We start from the raw sequence: 19,248 nt of genomic DNA, 5'->3' as shown, positions 1-19,248 counted from the left end.
CTTCGCATCGCGCTTCGGCTACGGCATCATGCCGTTTCGCCTACCGGCGCCGTCTGGCCTTCGTCCCCGCGGAGCGTCACGCTGGAGTCCGCCTCGTGGCGGCTGGGACCTTGGCTGTACGGCTAACGCATCCTCCCTGGCAGAATACGCTAAAGATCACGCCTGCCTCATGGATTCGAAGGTATAGGGCTCCTAGGGCCTTCGAATATGCACCAGGCGACGTCCGGCCGTCGGTCCTCGGAGTACCGTGTCGCTTTCCCATCCACGCTGCTGGCCGCTTGCGGTGGATGCACCGACGCCCCGCCCAATGGACAGCGCCAACGGCGTGGCACCACCACGCCTGTGAGCGGCTACGGTGCCGATGTGGATGCAGGAGACTGGGCAACTTGGGTGGGATCGGCAGCGGCCACCGTCGCTGCCGTAGCGTCCGTCGCCGTCTGGTGGCGCGAACGCAGCGCAGTGGCATGGGAGTTTGACCGCGCCGAACGCGGTCGATCGTTCGTCCGCAATGCCGGCAGCGCCGCTGCGAGGGACGTCCACGTCCGGGTCGGCTCTGCGGCCGATGGCAGCGACGTCGACGCGGAGGCTCGGGCCGCGTCAGTTGCGCCGGGCGAGGTCGTCCCCGTCCTGACGTTCGCCCACATGTCGTCGCCCGCGGATTTCTCCGTCGTGGTCACGTGGCGCGGACGGCTCGGGCGCCGCGAACGATGGACGCGCGCCCTTCACTGACCTCCCCCGGTGTGCCACACGCGTGCCATCACGCTCGATTCTGTGCCCATGTGCCGCCCTGTGCCCGATATGCGCCGATCATCCGTTTCGCCTAGCGTGGCCGCATGGGTGGTAAAGCGGTCGAGCTCGACGCGGGTGGGCGGGCGCTGCGGCTGTCCAGTCCGGACAAGGTCGTCTTCCCGGAGCCGGGCTTCACCAAGCTGGACGTCGCCCGCTACTTCCTCGCGGTCGGGGACGGGATCGTACGCGCGCTGCGCGACCGCCCCACGACGCTGCAGCGCTTCCCGGACGGGGTCACCGGCGAGTTCTTCTACCAGAAGCGCGTCCCCAAGAACCACCCCGACTGGATCCCCACGGCCACCATCGCCTTCCCCAGTGGTCGCACGGCCGAGGAGATGTGCCCCACGGAAGTCGCCGCGGTCATCTGGGCCGCGCAGTTCAACACGTTGACCTTCCACCCCTGGCCGGTACGGAGCGACGACCTCGACCACCCCGACGAACTCCGCATTGACCTGGACCCGCAGCCCGGCACGGACTACGCGGACGCGGTACGCGCCGCGCATGAACTGCGCGCTCTCCTGGACGAGTTCGGGATCCAGGGCTGGCCCAAGACATCCGGCGGACGCGGCCTGCACGTCTTCGTGCCGATCGAGCCGCGGTGGGACTTCACCGGGGTGCGGCGGGCCGCCATCGCCTGCGGTCGCGAGCTGGAGCGGCGCATGCCGGACGCGGTCACGACCGCGTGGTGGAAGGAGGAGCGGGGTGAGCGGATCTTCGTCGACTACAACCAGACCGCCCGCGACCGCACCATCGCCTCCGCATACTCCGTGCGGCCCCGCCCGAACGCCCCCGTCTCTGCACCCCTGCGCTGGGACGAGGTCGACGACGCGGTGCCGGAGGACTTCGACATCGGCACCATGCCGGAGCGGTTCGGGCAAGTCGGCGATGTGCACGGGGACATGGAGAAGCATGCCTTCTCCCTGGAATCTCTCCTCGAACTCGCCGCCCGTGACGAACGGGACCACGGCCTCGGCGACCTGCCCTATCCGCCCGAGTACCCGAAGATGCCGGGCGAGCCGAAGCGGGTGCAGCCGAGCCGGGCCAAGCACGAGGAGTAGTGCGCCGTCGGCTAGTAGTACGCCGTTGGCTAGTGGTACGCCGTCGGCTCCTTAAGCTCCTCGCGTGAGCGAAGACCAGGCGCCTCTGCCCGAACCCGCGGAGCTGAAGAGGATCGCCGCATCCTGTCCGGATCAACTGCGGGTAATCGCCGCCGCGTTGGCGAAGGGGCGGCGGCTCCCGGAGCTCTACCCGCTCTTCGTCGAGCCGCCTCGGAGCGCCGATGACCCGGAGGTCGAGCTGCGGGCCTGCGTGCTGGGTGAGCTGGTGCTGGCGGGGGTCTCCTCGCGTGGACGGCCGGAGTTCGAGGCTTACGCAGAGCGGCTGCGGGAGCTGGGGCATCCGCTGTCCTGGCTGCCGGGGGAGCGGCTCGACCTGGAGCACCGCTTCGGGGTGCGGGTCCGGGGCGCAGGGCCGGTGAAGTCGGCCGGGCAGCTGCGGGCGCGCTTCCCCGAGATCCCGGCCACGGCGGGCGGCGCGGCGGGCGGTGCGGCGGCCGGGCGCACGGCGCAAGAGGTGCGGGACGCGGAGCGTGCTCGGGACGCCGCGGGGGCGTTCACCGCCGGGGGCTGGGCGTGCGAGCCCGAAGTGCGGTTCTTCGCGCTGCCGGAACGGTTGAGCGACGACGACTTCGGCATGGCCTTCCTCCAAGGGCTGCCGCTGGACTGCCTGGCCGGGGAAATGGGGCGGGGCGGGGCCCTCGCCTGTCTGACGGCGGCCGACGACGTGGCGAACGAGCTGTACTCGGCGTCGTGCGACGGAGGTGTCGGCGGGCGCCCCCAGCACGGGGCCTACGCCCGTCTCCACGCCTGGCGCGGGCTGTACGCACTGCTCGGCGTGCCCGCCGACACGCCGTTCCTCGACACCGTGCGGTACGCGGCCGACTGCCGGTGGCTGCGCTTCATGGCGTTCACCCGCTGGTTCCACCACGACACGGCCGACGTGGGCTTCGCGGTGCTCGATCCGTCCCGGACGCGGGTGGCGGTCCTTGCGGCCACCGACACCGACACCGACGACTGAACCGGAATGGACGGACGGTCCCGCTCGCCACAAGCAGCGGCGCCCTCACCCCGCCCGGGATGAGAGCGCCGCAGTGGACGCGGGCAGCCGCGGAGGCTACAGCTCCTTGACCCTGATGTCCCGGTACGAGATCACATCCGTGACCCCGTGCACCTGGAGACCGACATAGCCGGACGAGTACCGACGTCCGTCCGTGCCCGGGTCGTCGCCACGCGGCGGCGTGAAGTCCTGGCCGCCCGTGTTGTCGAACTCGTTGATCAGGACGCCGTTGCGGTAGATCGAATAGTGCTGGTCCACCACCTTGATCTCGTAGTCGTTCCACGTGCCCTTCGGGGTGACCCCGGCGCCGCCGAGACCCACCCGGTCGAAGCCGTAGATCGAGCCCGTCTTGTACATGTCGCCGTCAGGACGATCGAGCACCTGCACCTCGTGCCCGTACTTGATGGCGACCCACTCCGGACGCGACTCCTCCGGGTGGTCGTGGACCTGCGGGAAGCGCACGAAGACACCGCCGTTGGCGTTGCCGTTGCCCGGCGCGTCGTCCCGCCACTGGAGCTTCAGCGAGAAATCGCCGTACTTGCGCTCGGGGAACCACAGCATGCCCATGCCCTGGACGGTGGTGCTGCTGGTGATCGAACCGTCGGGATTCAGGCCGAACTTGCCGCCACCCACCTGCTCCCACTTGTTCAGGGAGTCCTGGGTGCCGTCGAAGATCTTGCGGTAGCCCTCGGTCTGGCCGGGCTTGCCGATGCCGGACTGCTTGGCGGCGCGGTTGATCTTGTTGTACTCGCGCTGGTCGATCTCACCGGCCTTCAGGAGCTTGTCCGTCACGCTCTTGACGTGCTTGAGGAAGAGCGCGTGCGAGGTCCACTCCTTCTCGTCCTCGATCATCTCGTTGATGCGGCAGCGGTTGTTGGTCACCCGGTTCGGGATGCCCGTGTCGACCGTGCCGACGATGACCGTCAACCGCTCGTCGAACTCAGGGCAGTTGGGGGCCGGGACCCCGCCGCCCTCCGCGACGGTGAAGGAGACGTCCTTGGCCGCCGATGTGTTGCCCGCCTTGTCGCTCGCGCGGTACGCCACCGTGTGGCGCCCCACGCGATCGACGACGACCGGGTCGGCGTACGCGAGATACGGACCGCCGTCGAGGGAGTACTCGACCTTGTCGACACCGGAGTCGGCGTCGGTCGCGGTGACCGTCACCTTCGCCTTGCCGACGTACGCGCCGTCCGAGTTCTTGTCGCCCTCGACCTTCGCGGTGGTCTCCGGCGGCGTCTTGTCCTCGACCGGCGGCGTGACCACGGTGAACTCGACGGCCTTCTCGGCCGCCTGGTTCCCCGCCTTGTCGGACGCGCGGTAGCGGATCTTGTGCGCGCCTGCCGCGTGGACCATGACCGGCGCGGTGTACGCCGTCCATGCACCGCCGTCACCGACCGCGTACTCGATCTTGTTGACGCCGGAGCCGGTGTCGGACGCCGTCACGGTGACGGTCGCCATCCCGACGTACTCGCCCTTGTCGTTCTTCTCGCCGGTCACCGTGGCCGAGGTCTCCGGTGGCGTCTTGTCGTCGGACGAGGGCGGGACCACCGTGAAGTCCACGGCCTTCTCGGCCGCCACGTTGCCCGCCTTGTCGCTCGCGCGATATCGGATCTTGTGGGTGCCGACCTGGTCGACGACCACGGGCGCCGTGTACGGCTGCCAGGCGCCGTCCGCCCCGACCGCGAACTCGGTCTTTTCGACGCCCGAACCGCCCTCGTCGGTCGCCGTCACCGAGACGGTGGCGGAACCGACGTACGCGCCGTCGGCGTTGGTCTGCCCCTCGACCTTCGCGGCGGTCTCGGGGGCCGTGGTGTCCTCGCCGCCGCCCTCGGTCACCACGAGGATGCCCTGCATCGAGCCGTGGCCGGGAATCGTGCAGTGGTAGCGGTAACGGCCGGGAGTGAGGGTGACCTCCGCCGTGTGCTTGCCGCCCTGGTCGTCGTTCGGGTTGGCCAGGATGTTCAGCGGTACGTCGTTGTTGTACTCGGGGTCGGACACGTCGAACGTCAACGTGTGCGGCATACCGGTGTTGTTGCCGGTCGCCTCACTGTTCTCGAAGACGATCGTCGTCGCACCCGCGACCGCCGTGGTGGGCGCGGATGCGTACTTGTCGATCGCGTTGTCCGCGGTCCAGGTCAGCGTCTGGGCCGCCGCCCGGCCCGGGTTGTCGGGCTGGCTCGCCGCCGTCGACGTCAGGCCGAGCACCATCAGGAGCGACGCGAACAGCGCCGTCCAGAGTCTTCGCTTGCGTACCGCGGGTATCGTCATCCCGCCCTCCTTGCCAGGTCCTTGGCGGCCGGTGTGGCCTCGCCGCCCGAGTAAGTGACGCGCCACAGCGCCGACTTGGAGTCCGAGGTGAAGAACCCGCGGCCGTAGTCGAGCACGTACAGCGAGCCGTCGGGGGCGAACTTCCAGTCCATGAGGTTCTTGATGCCGTCGTTGCCGATCGGGATGATCTTCTTCAGGGATTCGGCATGCGTGGGCAGGCCGCCGCTGCCGACCGTCTTCGGGTCGGTGAGGACCGCGTGCCGGGGCTGGTCGGCGTCGTAGAAGTCACCGACGAACCACTTGCCGTCCCAGTACGAAGGCCACTTGTCCGCGCTGGTGTTGGCCGCGTCGAAGCGGTAGACCGGGCCGTTCATCGTGGCCTGGCCGCCGCCCTTGAGCCACGGCAGGAGAATCTTCTGCTCCTCCGTCTTGTAGCTCGGGATGCCGTTCGCGTCGCGCGGGTAGTCGACGCCGCCGCCCTGCGGCGAGTACCAGATGTTGTTCGGCTCGGCGGGCGGGATGTTCACCAGGCCGTCGTTGTTGGGCGACTCGTTCTTCAGGTTCTTGCAGTCGTACCAGCCAAGCGGCTTCGTCGGGTCCGGCAGATTGCGGTCGCGGTAGGGCTGGTTGTTGCCCATGCAGTACGGCCAGCCGCGGTTGGATGCGTGCGTGATCGCGGCGAACGTGTCGTACTTCGCGGGACCCCAAGTCGTCGACGGCTGACCGGCGTCAGGACCGACCCAGCCCGCGTAGAGGGTGTCGGTCTTCTTGTCGACGGAGATGCGCGCCGGGTTCCTGACGCCCATCACATAGATCTCGCCGCGCGTCTTGCCGCCGCCCTCGTCCGGCTCCTTGCCCGTGAAGAGGTTGCCGTCGGGGAGCGTGTACGTCCCGTCGGCCTCCGGGTGGATGCGCAGGATCTTGCCGTTGAGGTTGTTGGTGTTGCCCGCCGTGCGGCGCGCGTCGGCGAAGGAGACGCCCTTGAAGTTGGGCTCCGGGTTGTTGCCCGAGTAACCGCTGCTGAAGCCCGAGGAGTTGTTGTCACCGGTCGCGACGTAGAGATTGCCCTTGGAGTCCCAGGCCATCCCGCCACCCGCGTGGCAGCAACTGTGGATCTGCACCGGCCACTTGAGCAGGACCTTCTCGCTCGCGAGGTCCAGCTTGTTCGTGGCCTGGTCGAGCGTGAAGCGCGAGACGTAGCGCTCGGCCATGTGCGTCTCACGGTTGATCTTCGAGTGGGGTGTGTAGTGCAGGTACACCCAGCCGTTCTGCTCGAACTTCGGGTCCAACTCGATGCCGAGCAGGCCCTCTTCGACCTTGATCAGCTCATCGCCGCCGCCCTTGTTGCCGAAGATGGTGAGCGCTCCGGCGAGGGTCGACTTCTTGGTCTTGGGGTCGTAGACGTGGATCTCGCCCTTGCCCTTGCCCATGTCCGGGTTGTTCCAGTCGGTGACGACCGGCTGTGAGGAGTCCGCGCCGCCCCGGCCGATGTAGAAAACCCGCCCGTCGGGCGCGGTGACCAGGCCGTGCGGCTCGCCGATCTGGTCGTTCTGGCCCGGCTGGTTGGCCTGGGTCAGACGCTGCGCCTTGTAGTTGGCGGTGATCGTCGACTTGCAGTCGGCGCGGGCGATGCGGGTGGTCCAGAGCAGGGCGCCGCGCAGGTGCTGGCGGAAGTCGGTCTCGTCGTACGAGGCCGCCGTGCCGCCCATGCCGGTGTAGAAGGAGCGCCCGCCGTCGTAGTCACGGCACCAGGAGACCGGGTGGTCGGCGCCGTTCTTGCTCGCGCCCGGCTGGTACGTCGACTCACGCACGCGGGCCACGGTGTGGACCTCGCCGGTCGGGTTCTTGGTCCAGTTCAGCCACTGGTCGGGGCGCTTCCACTGCAGGGGCAGGTCCTTGGTGGCCGGATTCTCCCGGTCGCCGACCTCGACGGTGGCGCGCTGCACGTTCGTCGGGCTTGAGTCGGCCGGGCGGGCGCCGATCAGACCGGTGAACCAGTTCGAGTACGGCTCGGCGCGGGCCGCGTCATGGATGCCGAGGAAACCGCCGCCCGCCTCCATGTAGGCCTCGAGGCCCGCCTCCTGCTCGGGGTCGAGGACGTCGCCGCCGCCGGTCAGGAAGGCGACGGCGTTGAACTTGCCGAGCTTGGCCTCGTTCGTGAAGACCGCCGGGTCGTCGGTCGCCTCGATCTTGAACCGCTGGGCGGCCGGTCCCGACAGGCCGATCTTCTCGATGGCCTCGATGCCGGCGTTCACGACCGGTGACTCGTCGCCGCCCGCGGCCGACCCGTGGAAGACCAGGACGCGCACGTTCGCCTGGCCGGGCGGCGACGGCAGGGACATCGTTGTCAACGGTGGCTCGGGAAAGGGCCGCGCGGTGGCGGCCTGTGTGGAGAGCGCGCCGGTGACCATGGCTCCGGAGAGCAGGGCGGCGGCCCAGGCGCGGCGCGAGCCGACCCGGTTGCGGTGCTGGTCCTGGTTGCGCATCTGGCGGTTCGGTCTGCGTCTGACTCTGCTCAACCCTCGTACAGCCAAGGGCTCTTGATGCGGTGTGAGCCGCATGAGTACACCCACCCCTCGTCGGTCACAGCAACAGGCGCGGATGAAGCTAGACCTCTTTTGGCCACTCGCCAATAGGTAACACTGGAATTCCGCGAACTTTGTCCTGCGTGTGGATAAACGAAGATCCCCCCGATACCGTGTGGCCGTCTCGGGGGCCACCTGCGCCCCGTCAGTCTCCGTACCGCAGTGGGGAGTTCGGCATGGACAGACGGAGCTTCAACCGGCGGATGCTCGTGGGCGGGGCCGTCGCGACGGCCGGTGTGACATCGTTGTCGCTGGCCACCGCGCCCGAGGCGAGCACGGCCGATGGGCCGAAGACCGCGCCGGCCGGCGGTGAGGTGCGCCGCATCAAGATGTACGCCGAGAAGCTGCCGGACGGGCAGATGGGCTACGGCCTGGAGAAGGGCAAGGCGTCCATCCCCGGCCCGCTCATCGAGCTGAACGAGGGCGACACCCTGCACATCGAGTTCGAGAACACGATGGACGTGAACGCCAGCCTCCACGTCCACGGCATGGACTACGAGATATCCAGCGACGGCACCAAGCACACCAAGAGCGATGTCGAGCCGGGCGGCATGCGGACCTACACCTGGCGCACGCATGCGCCGGGCCGCCGCAAGGACGGCACCTGGCGCCCCGGCACCGCGGGCTACTGGCACTACCACGACCACGTCGTCGGCACCGATCACGGGACGGGCGGTGTGCGCAAGGGGCTCTACGGCGCGCTGATCGTGCGCCGCAAGGGAGACCTTCTCCCGGACAAGACCTTCACGATCGTCTTCAACGACATGACGATCAACAACAAGGCGGGTCACGACAGCCCCAACTTCGAGGCCACGGTGGGTGATCGGGTCGAGTTCGTCTCGATCACGCACGGCGAGTACTACCACACGTTCCACGTGCACGGTCACCGCTGGGCGGACAACCGCACCGGCCTGCTGACCGGCCCCGACGACCCCAGCCAGATCCTCGACGACAAGATCACCGGGCCGGGTGACTCGTTCGGCTTCCAGGTCATCGCGGGGGAGGGGGTGGGGGCGGGCGCCTGGATGTACCACTGCCATGTGCAGAGCCACTCCGACATGGGGATGGCGGGGCTCTTCCTGGTGAAGAAGGCGGACGGGACGATCCCGGACTATGAGCCGCATCATGCTTCGGGGGCGGCGAAGGAGTCTTCCGGGGACGCGAAGAATTCCGGGGACTCCGGACACGATCACGGCTAGAGGTCGCGCAAGGCCTCCAGGAGCGCGGCGAGCAGCTCCGCCCGGTCGTACGCGTCGGGGCGCCGCGCCGCAGGGCGCCGGTGACGCTGTGCGCACGCATCTCCGGGTCGTGCTCCAGGAGACCGACGAGGCCCTCGATGGCACGGCTCTCCTCGGGGGGAGCCCCCGTCACGAGCGGGTCGAGGCCGCTGTGCTTCGTGAACATCCCGACAGCCTGGATGCCGTGTCACCGAGGCACGACGGGCCGTCTTCGCGTCACACGCCGAGCGCGCTGATGTCGAGGACCGTCCAGGCGGTGTACGGCTCTTCCTGTACGTAGATTCGCGGGCCACGGCTGACGGTCCTGCGGTGCCCGAGCGGGCGGCCGTCGGGCGTGACGATGCGCCCGGTAGCGTACGGCCGGACCTTCTCATGCCTGAGCTCGGCGTCGACGAGCCGGTCACGCTCGTCCCCGTACCCGCCAAGGAAGGTCACCCGGCCCTCGTGCACGGCCAGCGCGGTGGCTCCCGCCAAGTCGTTGGCGCGCTGCCGCGCCGCCCGGCCGGGGCGGACCTCCAGGAGGGCGAAGTCGCTGTAGGCGCAGACCCAGACCGCATCTTCGGCCACGTTGAGCGCGTAGCAGTCGTAGATCTCGCTCGCGCCCTCCGCCGCCTCGTACGCCCACAGGGGCTCGCCTTCGGCACTCCAGCACCGCAGGCCCGGGTGGCTGAGCTCGTCGTCCCCGAACACTCCTTCGTCGAAGTAGCCGACCCACAACCGGCCCGCCTGGTCGGCCAGCAGATCCTCGACGGCGTCCCCGACGCGGAAGGCCCACGATTCCCGCCCGAGCGGGTCGAAGATCTGCACGTGCTGCTCCGACCTGCGGCTGCGCGCGTCCGCCACGACGAAGCCCCCGTCGGGCAGCGCGTCGATCCGAGGGAACCGTGCCCGCACCGCGTTCAGCTCCGTCGCGTGGTCCCGGCCGTCGGTGTCGAGGGTGACGACCACCGCGTCGTACGGCTTCATCGCGCCACGTCCGGGCCCCGGTTCGCGCGCGGTGAGGAGCCAGTGGGCCTGGCCGAAGGCGTCGACGGTGCTGTGTGCGATGTGGCGGTCGTGGAACCGGCGGGGCAGCCGTGCGTACGGGGTGAGCAGTGTCTCCCGTGTGCCGGGTGGTGTACGGGGCTGCGTGGTCGGCTGCGTGCCGTGCTCGGCGTCGGCCTTTCTGGTCGTCATGTGGAGATCGTGTAGGACGCGCCGATCCGCGCGCCATCCCTTTACCCAGAGGTCCACGTTGGGTGTACTCCTTGTACGCCTCATCCATGCGCCTCATCCATGCGCCTCATCCATGCACCGCACCCGTACGCCCCCTGTGCGCATCACGCCGCCAACTGCCATTCAAGGGAGTCGAGTTGAGCAAGGACAGCGTGTACGACTACGTCATCGTCGGTGCAGGTTCCGCGGGATGCGTCCTCGCCGCTCGGCTCTCCGAGGATCCCGCGGTGCGGGTGGCGCTCGTCGAGTCGGGGCCACGCGACCGGAAGCCCGAGATCCGCATCCCGGCGGCCTTCCCGAAGCTGTTCAAGACGCCCTACGACTGGGACTACTCCACCGCGAAGCAGGCCGCGCTCGACGGGCGGGAACTGTACTGGCCGCGCGGCCACACTCTGGGTGGCTCGTCCTCGATCAACGCCATGATGTGGGTGCGCGGCCACCGCGACGACTACGACGCCTGGGGCGAGGCCGCGGGGCCCGAGTGGTCCTACGACGAGTTCGAGCCCTACTTCCGGCGCGCCGAGCGGTGGTCGGGCGGGGCTGGTGCGTCAGGTGCGGACAGTGTCTACGGGAGCGACGGGCCGCTCTGGATCTCCCCGCCCCGGGCTCTCAACCCGATCACCACGGCGTTCCTCGACGCCTGTCGTGACGCGGGCCTGCGCGAGCTGACGGAACTGAACGAGCCCGACCACAGCGGCTTCTCGCCCACCCCGGTCAACCAGCGCCGGGGCCGCCGCTGGAGCGCCGCCGACGGTTATCTGAAACCGGCGAGGCGCCGCCGCAATCTGCACATCCTGACCGAAGCCCGGGTCCGCAGGCTGGAGTTCGACGGGACGCGCGTGGCCGGTGTCATCGCCGACGGTGTCCCCGGGAAGCTGATCGCCCGCCGCGAGGTGATCCTCAGCGCGGGCGCCATCGGCTCCCCGCAGCTCCTTCAGGCCTCCGGCGTCGGTGATCCGGACGACCTCTCGAGGGCGGGCATCGAGACACGCGTGGAGTCCCGGGGCGTGGGCCGCCACCTCCAGGACCACCTCGCGTACGCGGTCACCATGCGCTGCCCGCAGCCCATCACGCTGACCGGCGCGGACTCCCTCGCCAATGTCGGCCGGTTCCTGGCCGGCGGACGCGGCCCGCTCACGTCGAACGTCGCCGAAGCCGTCGCCTTCATCAGGACGAGGCCCGAACTGACGGCACCGGACATCGAGTTGATCTTCGCTCCGGCCCCCTACGTCAACCACGGCCTGACCCCGCCCACCGAACACGGCATCACCATCGGGGTGGTGCTGCTCCAGCCGGAGAGCGAGGGCCGGATCACGCCGAAGGGTCCGGGAGTCGGCACCGCGCCGCTCATAGACCCCGGCTATCTGACGGCGGAGCCCGACATCCGTACGCTCCTGGCCGGGGTGCGCCGCGCGGAGGAACTCCTCGCGGGCCGCGCTCTCGCCCCGTACACGTCGGGCCCGTTGGAGCCGCATCCGGGCACGGTCGACGACGCGACCCTCGCCCGGACGATCCGCGGGGCGTCCGAGACCCTCTACCACCCGGTCGGCACCTGCCGGATGGGCAGCGACGAGGCGTCGGTCACCGACCCGGCGCTGCGGGTGCGGGGAGTGACGGCGCTGCGGGTCGTGGACGCCTCGGTCATGCCGCGGATCACGCGCGGCCACACGCACGCCCCCACGGTGGCGCTCGCGGAGAAGGCGGCCGAGCTGATCAGGGCGGACGCGCGGAGGTGACGGGGGCAGGAGGTGTCTCCCCGCCCCGCCCGCCGGTCGTATCCTGACCGGCGCACACCAGCGAGCCGCCCCCGAGGAGCCCCACGTGACCGAGCCGTCGAGCGCCGCCCCGCGCCCCACTCTGGAGGCGGTGGCAGCCCGGGCCGGAGTCTCCCGGGCCACGGTGTCCCGTGTCGTCAACGGCGACGTGGGCGTACGCGAGGTGCTCGCGGAGAAGGTCAGGCAGGCGGTCGCCGAGCTCGGCTACGTACCGAACCGCGCCGCGCGCAGCCTGGTGACCCGCCGCCATGACGCGGTGGCCGTGGTGATCGCCGAGCCGGAGACGCGGGTCTTCGCCGACCCGTTCTTCGCCCTGCAACTGCGGGGCATCAGCAAGGAGTTGACGTCGCGTGACGTCCAGCTGGTGCTGCTGCTCACGGAGGGGCGGGACGATCACGAGCGGGTCGGCCGCTATCTTTCCGGCGGTCATGTGGACGGCGCCCTCGTCTTCTCCCTGCACCTGGACGATCCGCTGCCGGGCATCATCCAGGGCGCTGGGGTGCCGACGGTGTTCGGGGGCCGTCCGGGGTGGCCGGAGGGGACGGTGACCTCTCCGTACGTCGACTGCGACAACCGCGGCGGGGCGCGGGAAGCGGTCCGCCACCTGGTCTCGCTCGGCCGCACCCGCATCGCGCACATCACCGGCGCGCTCGACCAGACGTCGGCGGTGGACCGCCTCGACGGCTTCCGCGACGTCCTGCCGGATGCGGGGGAGAGGTTCGTCGCGCAGGGCGATTTCACCCCGGCGGGCGGCGAGCGCGCGATGCGCGAGCTCCTGGACCGCGTCCCTGACGTGGACGCGGTCTTCGCCGCCAACGATCTGACGGCGTCGGGTGCGCTGCGGGTGCTCCGGGAGCGGGGGAAGCGGGTGCCGGAGGACGTCGCGGTGGTGGGCTTCGACGACATGCTCGCGGTGGCCGAACAGGTGGACCCGCCGCTGACCACGGTGCGACAGGACATCGAGGAGATGGGCCGGTTGATGGCCCGGATGCTGCTGGCACGCGGCGAGCTGCCGACGGAGAGCGTCGTCCTGCCGACGGAACTGGTGCGTAGGGGGTCGGCGTAGGGGCCCGTATTTTCCCGGCCCCGGCCCCTCCCCGGCGGCCCGAGGCTCAGGGGCTGAGGGCCTCAGGGATCCGATAATCCCACGAACGAGTGCCCTCGTTACCCCGCACGGTCCACCCGCGTTTTTGCCGCGCGGTGACCGGGTGAGGCTCGCTTCAGCACTTCCCCTCATCCGGAGGTAACACCATGCGCAAGTGCGCGATCCTGGCAGCAGCGGCCTTCGCCGCGGTCACCGTCATCGGCGGGGCCGGCTCCGCCGTCGCCGCCGACCCCGGCCCCGGCGCCTACGCCGAGGGAACGGCTCAGAACTCGCCCGGGGTCCTCAGCGGCAACCTCCTGCAGGTCCCCGTCGACATCCCCATCAACGCGTGCGGCAACTCCCTGAACCTCGTCGGCGCCCTCAACCCGGCCGCCGGCAACAACTGCAAGTAGGTCCCCGGACCGCCACACGCCACACCGCCCCGTCGCGACCAGTTGCGACGGGGCGGTGTGCGTACGGGAGGTCCCGGCCGGGCCGCTAGGCCCCGACACTCACCGTGAACCTCCGCGGATTCCCGTCGTGCGCCGCCCCGGACACATCGGGCTCGCCGTCCGGCCGGACATCGTCGTACGGGAACGCGTATCCGATGGGCGAGTTCGCGTGCACCACTCGCGCCCAGTGGTTGGTCACCGCGCCCTTGTAGTAGTCCCCGGCGCCGGCGCCGTTGGGCTGCTCCGCGTGCGTCAGCATGATGCTCCGGTTGAACCCTGCCGCGAGCCGCGCGAGCAGGCCCTTCTTGTCGTCGGAGTCTCCGGGGTTGTTGGTGAAGGGACCGTGGTTGCAGGTGAAGATGTCCTTCGAGGTCGGCTTCGAGAACGTGTGCCCGCCGTTGAACGTCAGCGTGTCGCCGCTGACCCGGCCCGTGAACACACCCCGGCCACCCTGAAGGTCGATCTTCAGGTCCGTGCTCCGGTACTTCTCCCACGCCTCGTCGATGTAGCTGTTCCACACGTCCCGGAACGGCATCTCATTGGGGCGGTCGAAGTAGGGGGCCATGAGGTTCTGGGGCGAGATGACGCGCAGTACGTCGCCGCCGTCGCCGCGGATCACCAGATCACCCCAGGGCTGCCCGTCCTTCTCCCCTTGGGCGACGAGGTCGGAGGCGATCTTGTCGACGGCGCCGTCCGGCAGCGGGGCCACCGTGTGCTTGGCGTCGCCCTCCAGGGTCAGGCCGATGGGGAGGGCCGTGACGAGGTCCACGTAGCTGATGTTGGCGTACAACTGCGAGCTGTTGAAGGTGAATTCACAGAACGACCAGGTGCGCCCGTAGTTGGCGTCCTCCTTGGTCGCGAAGGCGGGCTCGACGAGCGAAGGACCCGGGTTGAGGAAGAAGTCCAGCTTGTCGTCCCGCACGAAATAGACGCGGGCGCCGAACATTTGAGGCAGCGTCAGGATCTTCGGCGCGGAGCCCGCGGCGCCGAGCGGAATCGCGCAGTCGACGGGCAGCGGGGTCTGCGGTGCCGACGGTGAATCGGGCCGGTAGACACCGCCGTCCGGCTTCAGCAGGACCCAGCGGTCGGTGCCCTGCTCGTGTCCGGTGACGTAGGCCCGCACCTCGCCGGGCAACGACTTGTTCTGGAGGGCGAGTTCGCAGGTCGCGGGGGCTGCCTTGGCGCCGGGGCTGAGGGCGCTTCCCCAGACGGGGTAGGTGAGGGCTCCGGCGGCACCGGCGGCAGTGGACAGGAACACTCGACGCGATATCACGGAAGGTCTCCCGGGATGGGTGTGTGGGGGGATGTTGTGCGGCCGTGGTGGCTGTGGGGGGGTGGCTGGCCGTGTGGTGCGACCACTGTCGCGGCGGCGAATTCGAGCGTCAAGAGTTGTGACTGAGAGCGCTCTCAGAATCTTGTTTCCTTCACAAGGTGGCAGCATGCGCGCACTGTCAGTGCCGGGTGTCAGACTCAGGGGGACGGAAGAGAGATACGACAAAGGAGTCGATCATGCTCAATAACCGTTATGTCGTGGGCGCCCCGACGTGGGTGGACCTCGGCACCCCGGATCTGGAAGGCGCCCATGCCTTCTATCGCGCGCTCTTCGGGTGGGAGTTCCAATCGGGCGACGCGCAATTCGGTGGGTACGGCATGTATCAGGCGGACGGGAAGACGGTGGCGGGCGCCATGACCGTCACCGCCGACCAGGCGCCTCCGGCCTGGACGATCTACTTCAAGACGACCGATGCGGACGCGACGGCCAAGGCGGTCGAGCAGGCCGGCGGCAGCACGGTGTACGAGGTCATGGACGTCGGCGACCTCGGCCGCATGGCGGTCTTCAGCGACGCCCAAGGGGTCGGCTTCGCCGCGTGGCAGCCGGGCACGAACAAGGGCCTCGACCTGGTCGACGCGCCGAACAGCATGTGCTGGACCGAGCTCTACACCCCGGACATCAAGGCGGCCCAGGAGTTCTACGGCTCCGTGTTCGGCTGGGGCAGCACCACCCAGGCCTTCGAGGGCGGTTCGTACACGATGGTGCACCCCGCCGGCGGCACGGAGAACGACATGTTCGGTGGCCTGTGGCCGCTGTCCGAAGCCCCGGAGGAGGCCGAGGCCGGGCCGTACTGGACTCCGTACTTCCAGGTGACCGACATGGACGCGGTGCTCGCCAAGGTCGCGCCGGCCGGGGGCACGGTGCGGGTGCCACGCATGGACCTCGCGGGCGTCGGCAGCTTCGCCAAGCTCGCCGATCCGTCCGGTGCGCGGTTCGCGCTGATGCAGCCGGAGGCGCCGAGCGCGGGCTGAGAGCCGGGGGTTGCACAGGCCGAGGGCTTCGCGGGCCGTGGAGGCCGCGGCCGCCGTCCTGCACCGTCCGGCCACGCCGGGCGATGCAGGGCGGGACCGGAGCGGATAAACGGAGTCGTCGCGTCCAGTACCTGAACCCGCCGCGAACGTTTCGCCGCGTCCCCCGCGGGCAATCAGGAGGAGCCTGAAACAGCGCATGTCACGGCGTTGATCGTTCGTTGATCGCTTGTTTCGCGCGCCCTGCCAGCATCGGTGGCATGCAGATCCACATGACAGCCGAGCCGGAACTCGCCTGGCAGGAGCAGGCCCTGTGCGCCCAGACGGGATCCGAGTTCTTCTTCCCGGAACCGGGCAGCTCGGTGCGCGAGGCCAAGTACATCTGCCAGCTCTGCGAGATGCGCCCGGCGTGCCTCGAGTACGCCCTGGCCCATGACGAGCGGTTCGGCGTCTGGGGCGGGCTCTCGGAGAAGGAGCGGCTCAGCCTCAGGCGCACCTGACCTCTCGCGGGTACGCGACCGCGCTCGCGCCCTGTCCTCAGGCTTCAGGCGTAGGTGACCGTGAACCTCCTCGTCCCCGCCGGAATGTGCACGTCGTCCCCCGTCACCGTCAGATCGCGGCCGTCCGCCGTGACCGCGCGCACCGGGCCGAACCGGCACGGATAGACGTACCGCACATGCTCGGGCGCCCGCGTGATGTCCACGGTCACCTTCCGGCCGCCCGCGTCATGGGTGAGCCGGTAGCCGAAGGGCGTGCCGAACAGGTTCGGGGCGTCGTCGACGGCTACCGACGCACTGTCCGGCACCCAGTGGGGACGTACGCCCGGCGCGATGTAGAGATGCGGGTCCCGGTCCTCGTCGGCCTCGAAGAAGAGGATGTCGCGGATCAGGAGCAGATACTCGGCCGCCGCCCAGCCGTGCGGGATGTCCCCCATGTACCAGTGACGGGAGGGGACTTCGCGGTAGTCGGAGGCGATGGGGAAGGCGTGCTGCTCGTTCCAGGCGCCCAGCGCCACCGCTCGGTCCTCGGTCCGCGGCAGTGAGGCGCCCACGATCCAGCCGAGCAGCGCGTCCGTCCGCTCGACGTCGCCGGACAGCAGGTAGGCGTGCGCCAACTGCGTGGTGAGGTAGGGGCCGTAGGTGTTCCAGGCCGCCTCGTGGCGGTAGCCGCCGGTCACGAAGTGCGTGTACATCGTGTCGAGTGTCCAGCGGGCCGCCCGGTCGATGTCCTCGCCCAGCTTGCTGCCCATGTGCAGTCGCAGCGGGTGGAAGAACGCCGCCGTGCCGATCATCGTCGAGTCGAGCCTGCCGACGTCACCGGGTCCGGTCGGGATGTACGTCTCCCAGGCCCCGCGCTTGCGCTGCTCCTCCAGGACCCAGCGCACCGAGGCGGCCGTGGCCCGCTTCAAGTCGTCGAACGCGCCCCAGAGTTCGGGGACATCGGGAGACCCGATCCGTTCCGCGAGCCGCGCGGCCTCGTACAGTCCGGCGAGGCCCCACAGGTCGTCCCAGTAGTGCGGCTTGTCGCGCTCGCCGAGGTGCTCGGCGCTCCAGCCGCTGTGCAGCAGGCCGTACTGATCGCGGTTGTCACGCAGCCACCGGGCGCCGTCGATGACGTACGGCGTGTAGAGCTTCGCGCCCAACGCGGTGGACCTGCCGTGTGTCCGGTCGAAGCGGCCGATCGCCCACAGCGCCTGGCCGTTGCTGTCCCACTCGCGGTCGTTCTTCTCGTGCGGCCCGCCGTAGAAGCCGTACTCGGCACAGGGCCCGATCCGGCCCGTGCCGCGGTTGAACTTGAGCGGGTAGTGGGTGCCCAACTGGCGTTCGGCCAGGGCCGCGTCGCCGACCAGTGAGCACGCAGTGGCCTCGACGGACGAGTCACGGATCCAGAAGGAGTCGTACACCGTCGGGCCCGGATGGATCTCGCCGTGGTCGGAGAGGATCAGGAGCTGTGAGCGGCACTGGCGGAACTGGTCCGCCAAGTGTGCGACGGGCTGCGGGAGTTCGGGCTGCAAGCCCTGCGCGATCAGCTTGCCCGTCCAGAAGACGCGGTTGGCCTCCTCCAGAGCGGCGGCGGGAGTGGCCCTGATCTCCGCCAGATCGGCGACTCCGCTGTACTGGTCGACCGGAAGCCGCACGTCGAGCTCGAACAGCTCGTCGTCCGCGACCCGGTAGGGCCAGGCGAACGCCGCGCTGCACAGTCCCGCGATCTGGTCCTGCGCCTGCGTCGCGCCGTTCAGTTTGCCGCCCATGACGAGGTCGTGGAACGGGTTGCGGGTCAGATAGGAATCCGGGTCGTGCGTGAAATCCGGGTTGCCGTACACGCCGTACTGCTCGGGAGCCGTGTCGAACACCGGGCCCCAGCCCGTGTTGGTCTCCACGCGCCCCTCATCGGGCAGATGGCGCAGGAAGGTCAGGCGCCGGTCGGTGATCTGGCGGCCGTTGCGGTCGTGCCGCTGGAAGCCGCTCGGCCCCGCGGGCAGGACGGCCGCGCACAGCCAGCCCTCGCGCGGCTGCCCGGTCGCGCTGCCCACGGTCAGGCGGGTCACGACGAGGTCCCGCTGCCGGGGGCCGATGGCCGTCCCGAAGGTCCGCTGCACGAACTCGGTGCCGTCAGCGGTGCGGAACGTCGTCAGGACCACCGGCAGATGGGGCGCCTCCATGCGCTGGCCGACGGCCCCGGCGTCCGTCAGCTGCGGCAGCCGGACGGCGCCGGTCGACGGCGAGTAGAGGAAGAAGGACAGGCAGTACTTGTCGTAGACCGGCTCGATCTCGCCCGCCTGCCCGATCAGGGACTCCTGGCGGTGGTCCTTGACGCCCACCATGTGCCAGTAGCGGTACAGGGCATTGGAGGCGAAGGCGGCCTCCTTGGACTCGTACGTTCCCGCGTCGAAGTCGTCGCTCCAGCTCCGGAAGGCCGCTTGCGCCCACCAGGGAACGGGATAGGGCACTTGGGCCCGCCCCGCCCAGCCGCGCCACATGACCTCGTAGAACATCCACTCATGGGTCTGTGCCATGGGTTCCACCCCCGCTGCCCACCGTTGCACCGGGACGGGCGGCCGTAAATCCGTTCGGCACGTCGGTACTCGCGCGGTTACGATCCGGGAGCGCGGGCGGGCCGAACACTCCAGGTCCGGGCGTGTGCGGGGTCCTGTAGAGCAGAGGCAGACTCGCCGCCATGGCATGGCGGACACGCCGGTTCGAATCCGGCCGGGACCACGAGCGGACGGCACGGGCGGGCGGGGACGGATGAGTGAGAGCGGCGGGATCAGCGAGGCGGACCTCGCGGTCTTCCACGACGTGGTCGGCAAACTCCGCGAGCTGCCGGTCGACGACCCCGTGCGGCTGCGCGCCGAGCAGGTCGCCGCGTCCTTCGCCCGTGACGGACGGCTGCGCAGGCGCAAGGCGCGCGGGGCCGAACTCTCCG

The 19,248-nt window shown here is 69.7% G+C and carries 13 protein-coding genes, 1 tRNA gene and 1 pseudogene; 10 read left to right on the top strand and 5 right to left on the bottom strand.

Annotation, left to right across the window (positions count from 1 at the left end):
• Positions 1–833: 833 nt before the first annotated feature.
• Entirely contained in the window at positions 834–1,847 is a 1,014-nt protein-coding gene (gene ligD, locus ABD378_RS11680) for a non-homologous end-joining DNA ligase (protein WP_344520552.1), read from the top strand.
• A gap of 64 nt (positions 1,848–1,911) precedes the next feature.
• Positions 1,912–2,865, top strand: coding sequence for a DUF6183 family protein (locus ABD378_RS11675; protein ID WP_344520551.1), 954 nt, complete (start codon positions 1,912–1,914; stop codon positions 2,863–2,865).
• Positions 2,866–2,961: 96 nt separating this feature from the next.
• Here the strand turns inward: ABD378_RS11675 and ABD378_RS11670 are convergent, their stop codons facing one another.
• Both ABD378_RS11670 and ABD378_RS11665 read right to left on the bottom strand, forming a co-directional pair.
• Positions 2,962–5,172, bottom strand: a complete 2,211-nt coding sequence (locus tag ABD378_RS11670; RefSeq protein ID WP_344520550.1) for an OmpL47-type beta-barrel domain-containing protein — start codon at positions 5,170–5,172, stop codon at positions 2,962–2,964.
• Positions 5,169–7,583, bottom strand: a complete 2,415-nt coding sequence (locus tag ABD378_RS11665; RefSeq protein WP_386546605.1) for a ThuA domain-containing protein — start codon at positions 7,581–7,583, stop codon at positions 5,169–5,171. The genes ABD378_RS11670 and ABD378_RS11665 overlap by 4 nt, the downstream gene beginning before the upstream one ends.
• Before the next feature lie 350 nt (positions 7,584–7,933).
• Here ABD378_RS11665 and ABD378_RS11660 point away from each other — a divergent pair, with 350 nt between their 5' ends.
• Positions 7,934–8,956, top strand: a complete 1,023-nt coding sequence (locus ABD378_RS11660) for a multicopper oxidase domain-containing protein (RefSeq protein WP_344520548.1) — start codon at positions 7,934–7,936, stop codon at positions 8,954–8,956.
• A 255-nt stretch (positions 8,957–9,211) separates the two neighbouring features.
• Here the strand turns inward: ABD378_RS11660 and ABD378_RS11655 are convergent, their stop codons facing one another.
• The gene (locus tag ABD378_RS11655; protein ID WP_344520547.1) at positions 9,212–10,171 is read right to left on the bottom strand and encodes a hypothetical protein; all 960 of its coding nucleotides are present in this window, start codon (positions 10,169–10,171) and stop codon (positions 9,212–9,214) included.
• A gap of 176 nt (positions 10,172–10,347) precedes the next feature.
• Between ABD378_RS11655 and ABD378_RS11650 the strand changes: the two genes are divergently transcribed.
• The 3 genes from ABD378_RS11650 (at position 10,348) to ABD378_RS11640 (ending at position 13,482) form a co-directional block, all read left to right on the top strand.
• A complete protein-coding gene (locus tag ABD378_RS11650) occupies positions 10,348–11,946 on the top strand; it encodes a GMC family oxidoreductase (protein WP_344520546.1) in 1,599 nt (532 codons plus the stop codon).
• A gap of 85 nt (positions 11,947–12,031) precedes the next feature.
• Positions 12,032–13,051 (top strand): LacI family DNA-binding transcriptional regulator, encoded by a 1,020-nt coding sequence (locus ABD378_RS11645; protein ID WP_344520545.1) that lies wholly within the window; start codon positions 12,032–12,034, stop codon positions 13,049–13,051.
• Positions 13,052–13,236: 185 nt separating this feature from the next.
• Positions 13,237–13,482, top strand: a complete 246-nt coding sequence (locus ABD378_RS11640) for a chaplin (RefSeq protein WP_344520544.1) — start codon at positions 13,237–13,239, stop codon at positions 13,480–13,482.
• Positions 13,483–13,567: 85 nt separating this feature from the next.
• Here ABD378_RS11640 and ABD378_RS11635 read toward each other — a convergent pair whose 3' ends face one another.
• Positions 13,568–14,794, bottom strand: coding sequence for a glycoside hydrolase family 64 protein (locus ABD378_RS11635; protein WP_344520543.1), 1,227 nt, complete (start codon positions 14,792–14,794; stop codon positions 13,568–13,570).
• Positions 14,795–15,030: 236 nt separating this feature from the next.
• Between ABD378_RS11635 and ABD378_RS11630 the strand changes: the two genes are divergently transcribed.
• The gene (locus ABD378_RS11630; protein WP_344520542.1) at positions 15,031–15,825 is read left to right on the top strand and encodes a VOC family protein; all 795 of its coding nucleotides are present in this window, start codon (positions 15,031–15,033) and stop codon (positions 15,823–15,825) included.
• A gap of 257 nt (positions 15,826–16,082) precedes the next feature.
• Positions 16,083–16,322 (top strand): WhiB family transcriptional regulator, encoded by a 240-nt coding sequence (locus tag ABD378_RS11625; RefSeq protein ID WP_344520541.1) that lies wholly within the window; start codon positions 16,083–16,085, stop codon positions 16,320–16,322.
• A 44-nt stretch (positions 16,323–16,366) separates the two neighbouring features.
• Here ABD378_RS11625 and ABD378_RS11620 read toward each other — a convergent pair whose 3' ends face one another.
• Positions 16,367–18,838, bottom strand: coding sequence for a hypothetical protein (locus tag ABD378_RS11620; protein ID WP_344520540.1), 2,472 nt, complete (start codon positions 18,836–18,838; stop codon positions 16,367–16,369).
• Positions 18,839–18,968: 130 nt separating this feature from the next.
• Here ABD378_RS11620 and ABD378_RS11615 point away from each other — a divergent pair.
• Both ABD378_RS11615 and ABD378_RS44170 read left to right on the top strand, forming a co-directional pair.
• Positions 18,969–19,040, top strand: a tRNA-Ala gene (locus ABD378_RS11615).
• 30 nt (positions 19,041–19,070) lie between these two features.
• Positions 19,071–19,248: pseudogene (locus ABD378_RS44170) on the top strand (short-chain dehydrogenase); the annotation flags it as partial.

Origin of the sequence: Streptomyces rectiviolaceus (genome assembly GCF_039533825.1) — a bacterium.
Classification (GTDB): Bacteria; Actinomycetota; Actinomycetes; order Streptomycetales; family Streptomycetaceae; genus Streptomyces; species Streptomyces rectiviolaceus.
This window is presented reverse-complemented; position numbering and strand designations above follow the sequence as displayed.

Coding starts and splice junctions, on each gene's coding strand:
- ABD378_RS11655 (WP_344520547.1), bottom strand. CDS start 10,171: ATGACGACCAGAAAGGCCGACGCCGAGCACGGCACGCAGCCGACCACG.
- ABD378_RS11620 (WP_344520540.1), bottom strand. CDS start 18,838: ATGGCACAGACCCATGAGTGGATGTTCTACGAGGTCATGTGGCGCGGC.
- ABD378_RS11640 (WP_344520544.1), top strand. CDS start 13,237: ATGCGCAAGTGCGCGATCCTGGCAGCAGCGGCCTTCGCCGCGGTCACC.
- ABD378_RS11630 (WP_344520542.1), top strand. CDS start 15,031: ATGCTCAATAACCGTTATGTCGTGGGCGCCCCGACGTGGGTGGACCTC.
- ABD378_RS11625 (WP_344520541.1), top strand. CDS start 16,083: ATGCAGATCCACATGACAGCCGAGCCGGAACTCGCCTGGCAGGAGCAG.
- ABD378_RS11670 (WP_344520550.1), bottom strand. CDS start 5,172: ATGACGATACCCGCGGTACGCAAGCGAAGACTCTGGACGGCGCTGTTC.
- ABD378_RS11665 (WP_386546605.1), bottom strand. CDS start 7,583: ATGGTCACCGGCGCGCTCTCCACACAGGCCGCCACCGCGCGGCCCTTT.
- ABD378_RS11660 (WP_344520548.1), top strand. CDS start 7,934: ATGGACAGACGGAGCTTCAACCGGCGGATGCTCGTGGGCGGGGCCGTC.
- ligD (WP_344520552.1), top strand. CDS start 834: ATGGGTGGTAAAGCGGTCGAGCTCGACGCGGGTGGGCGGGCGCTGCGG.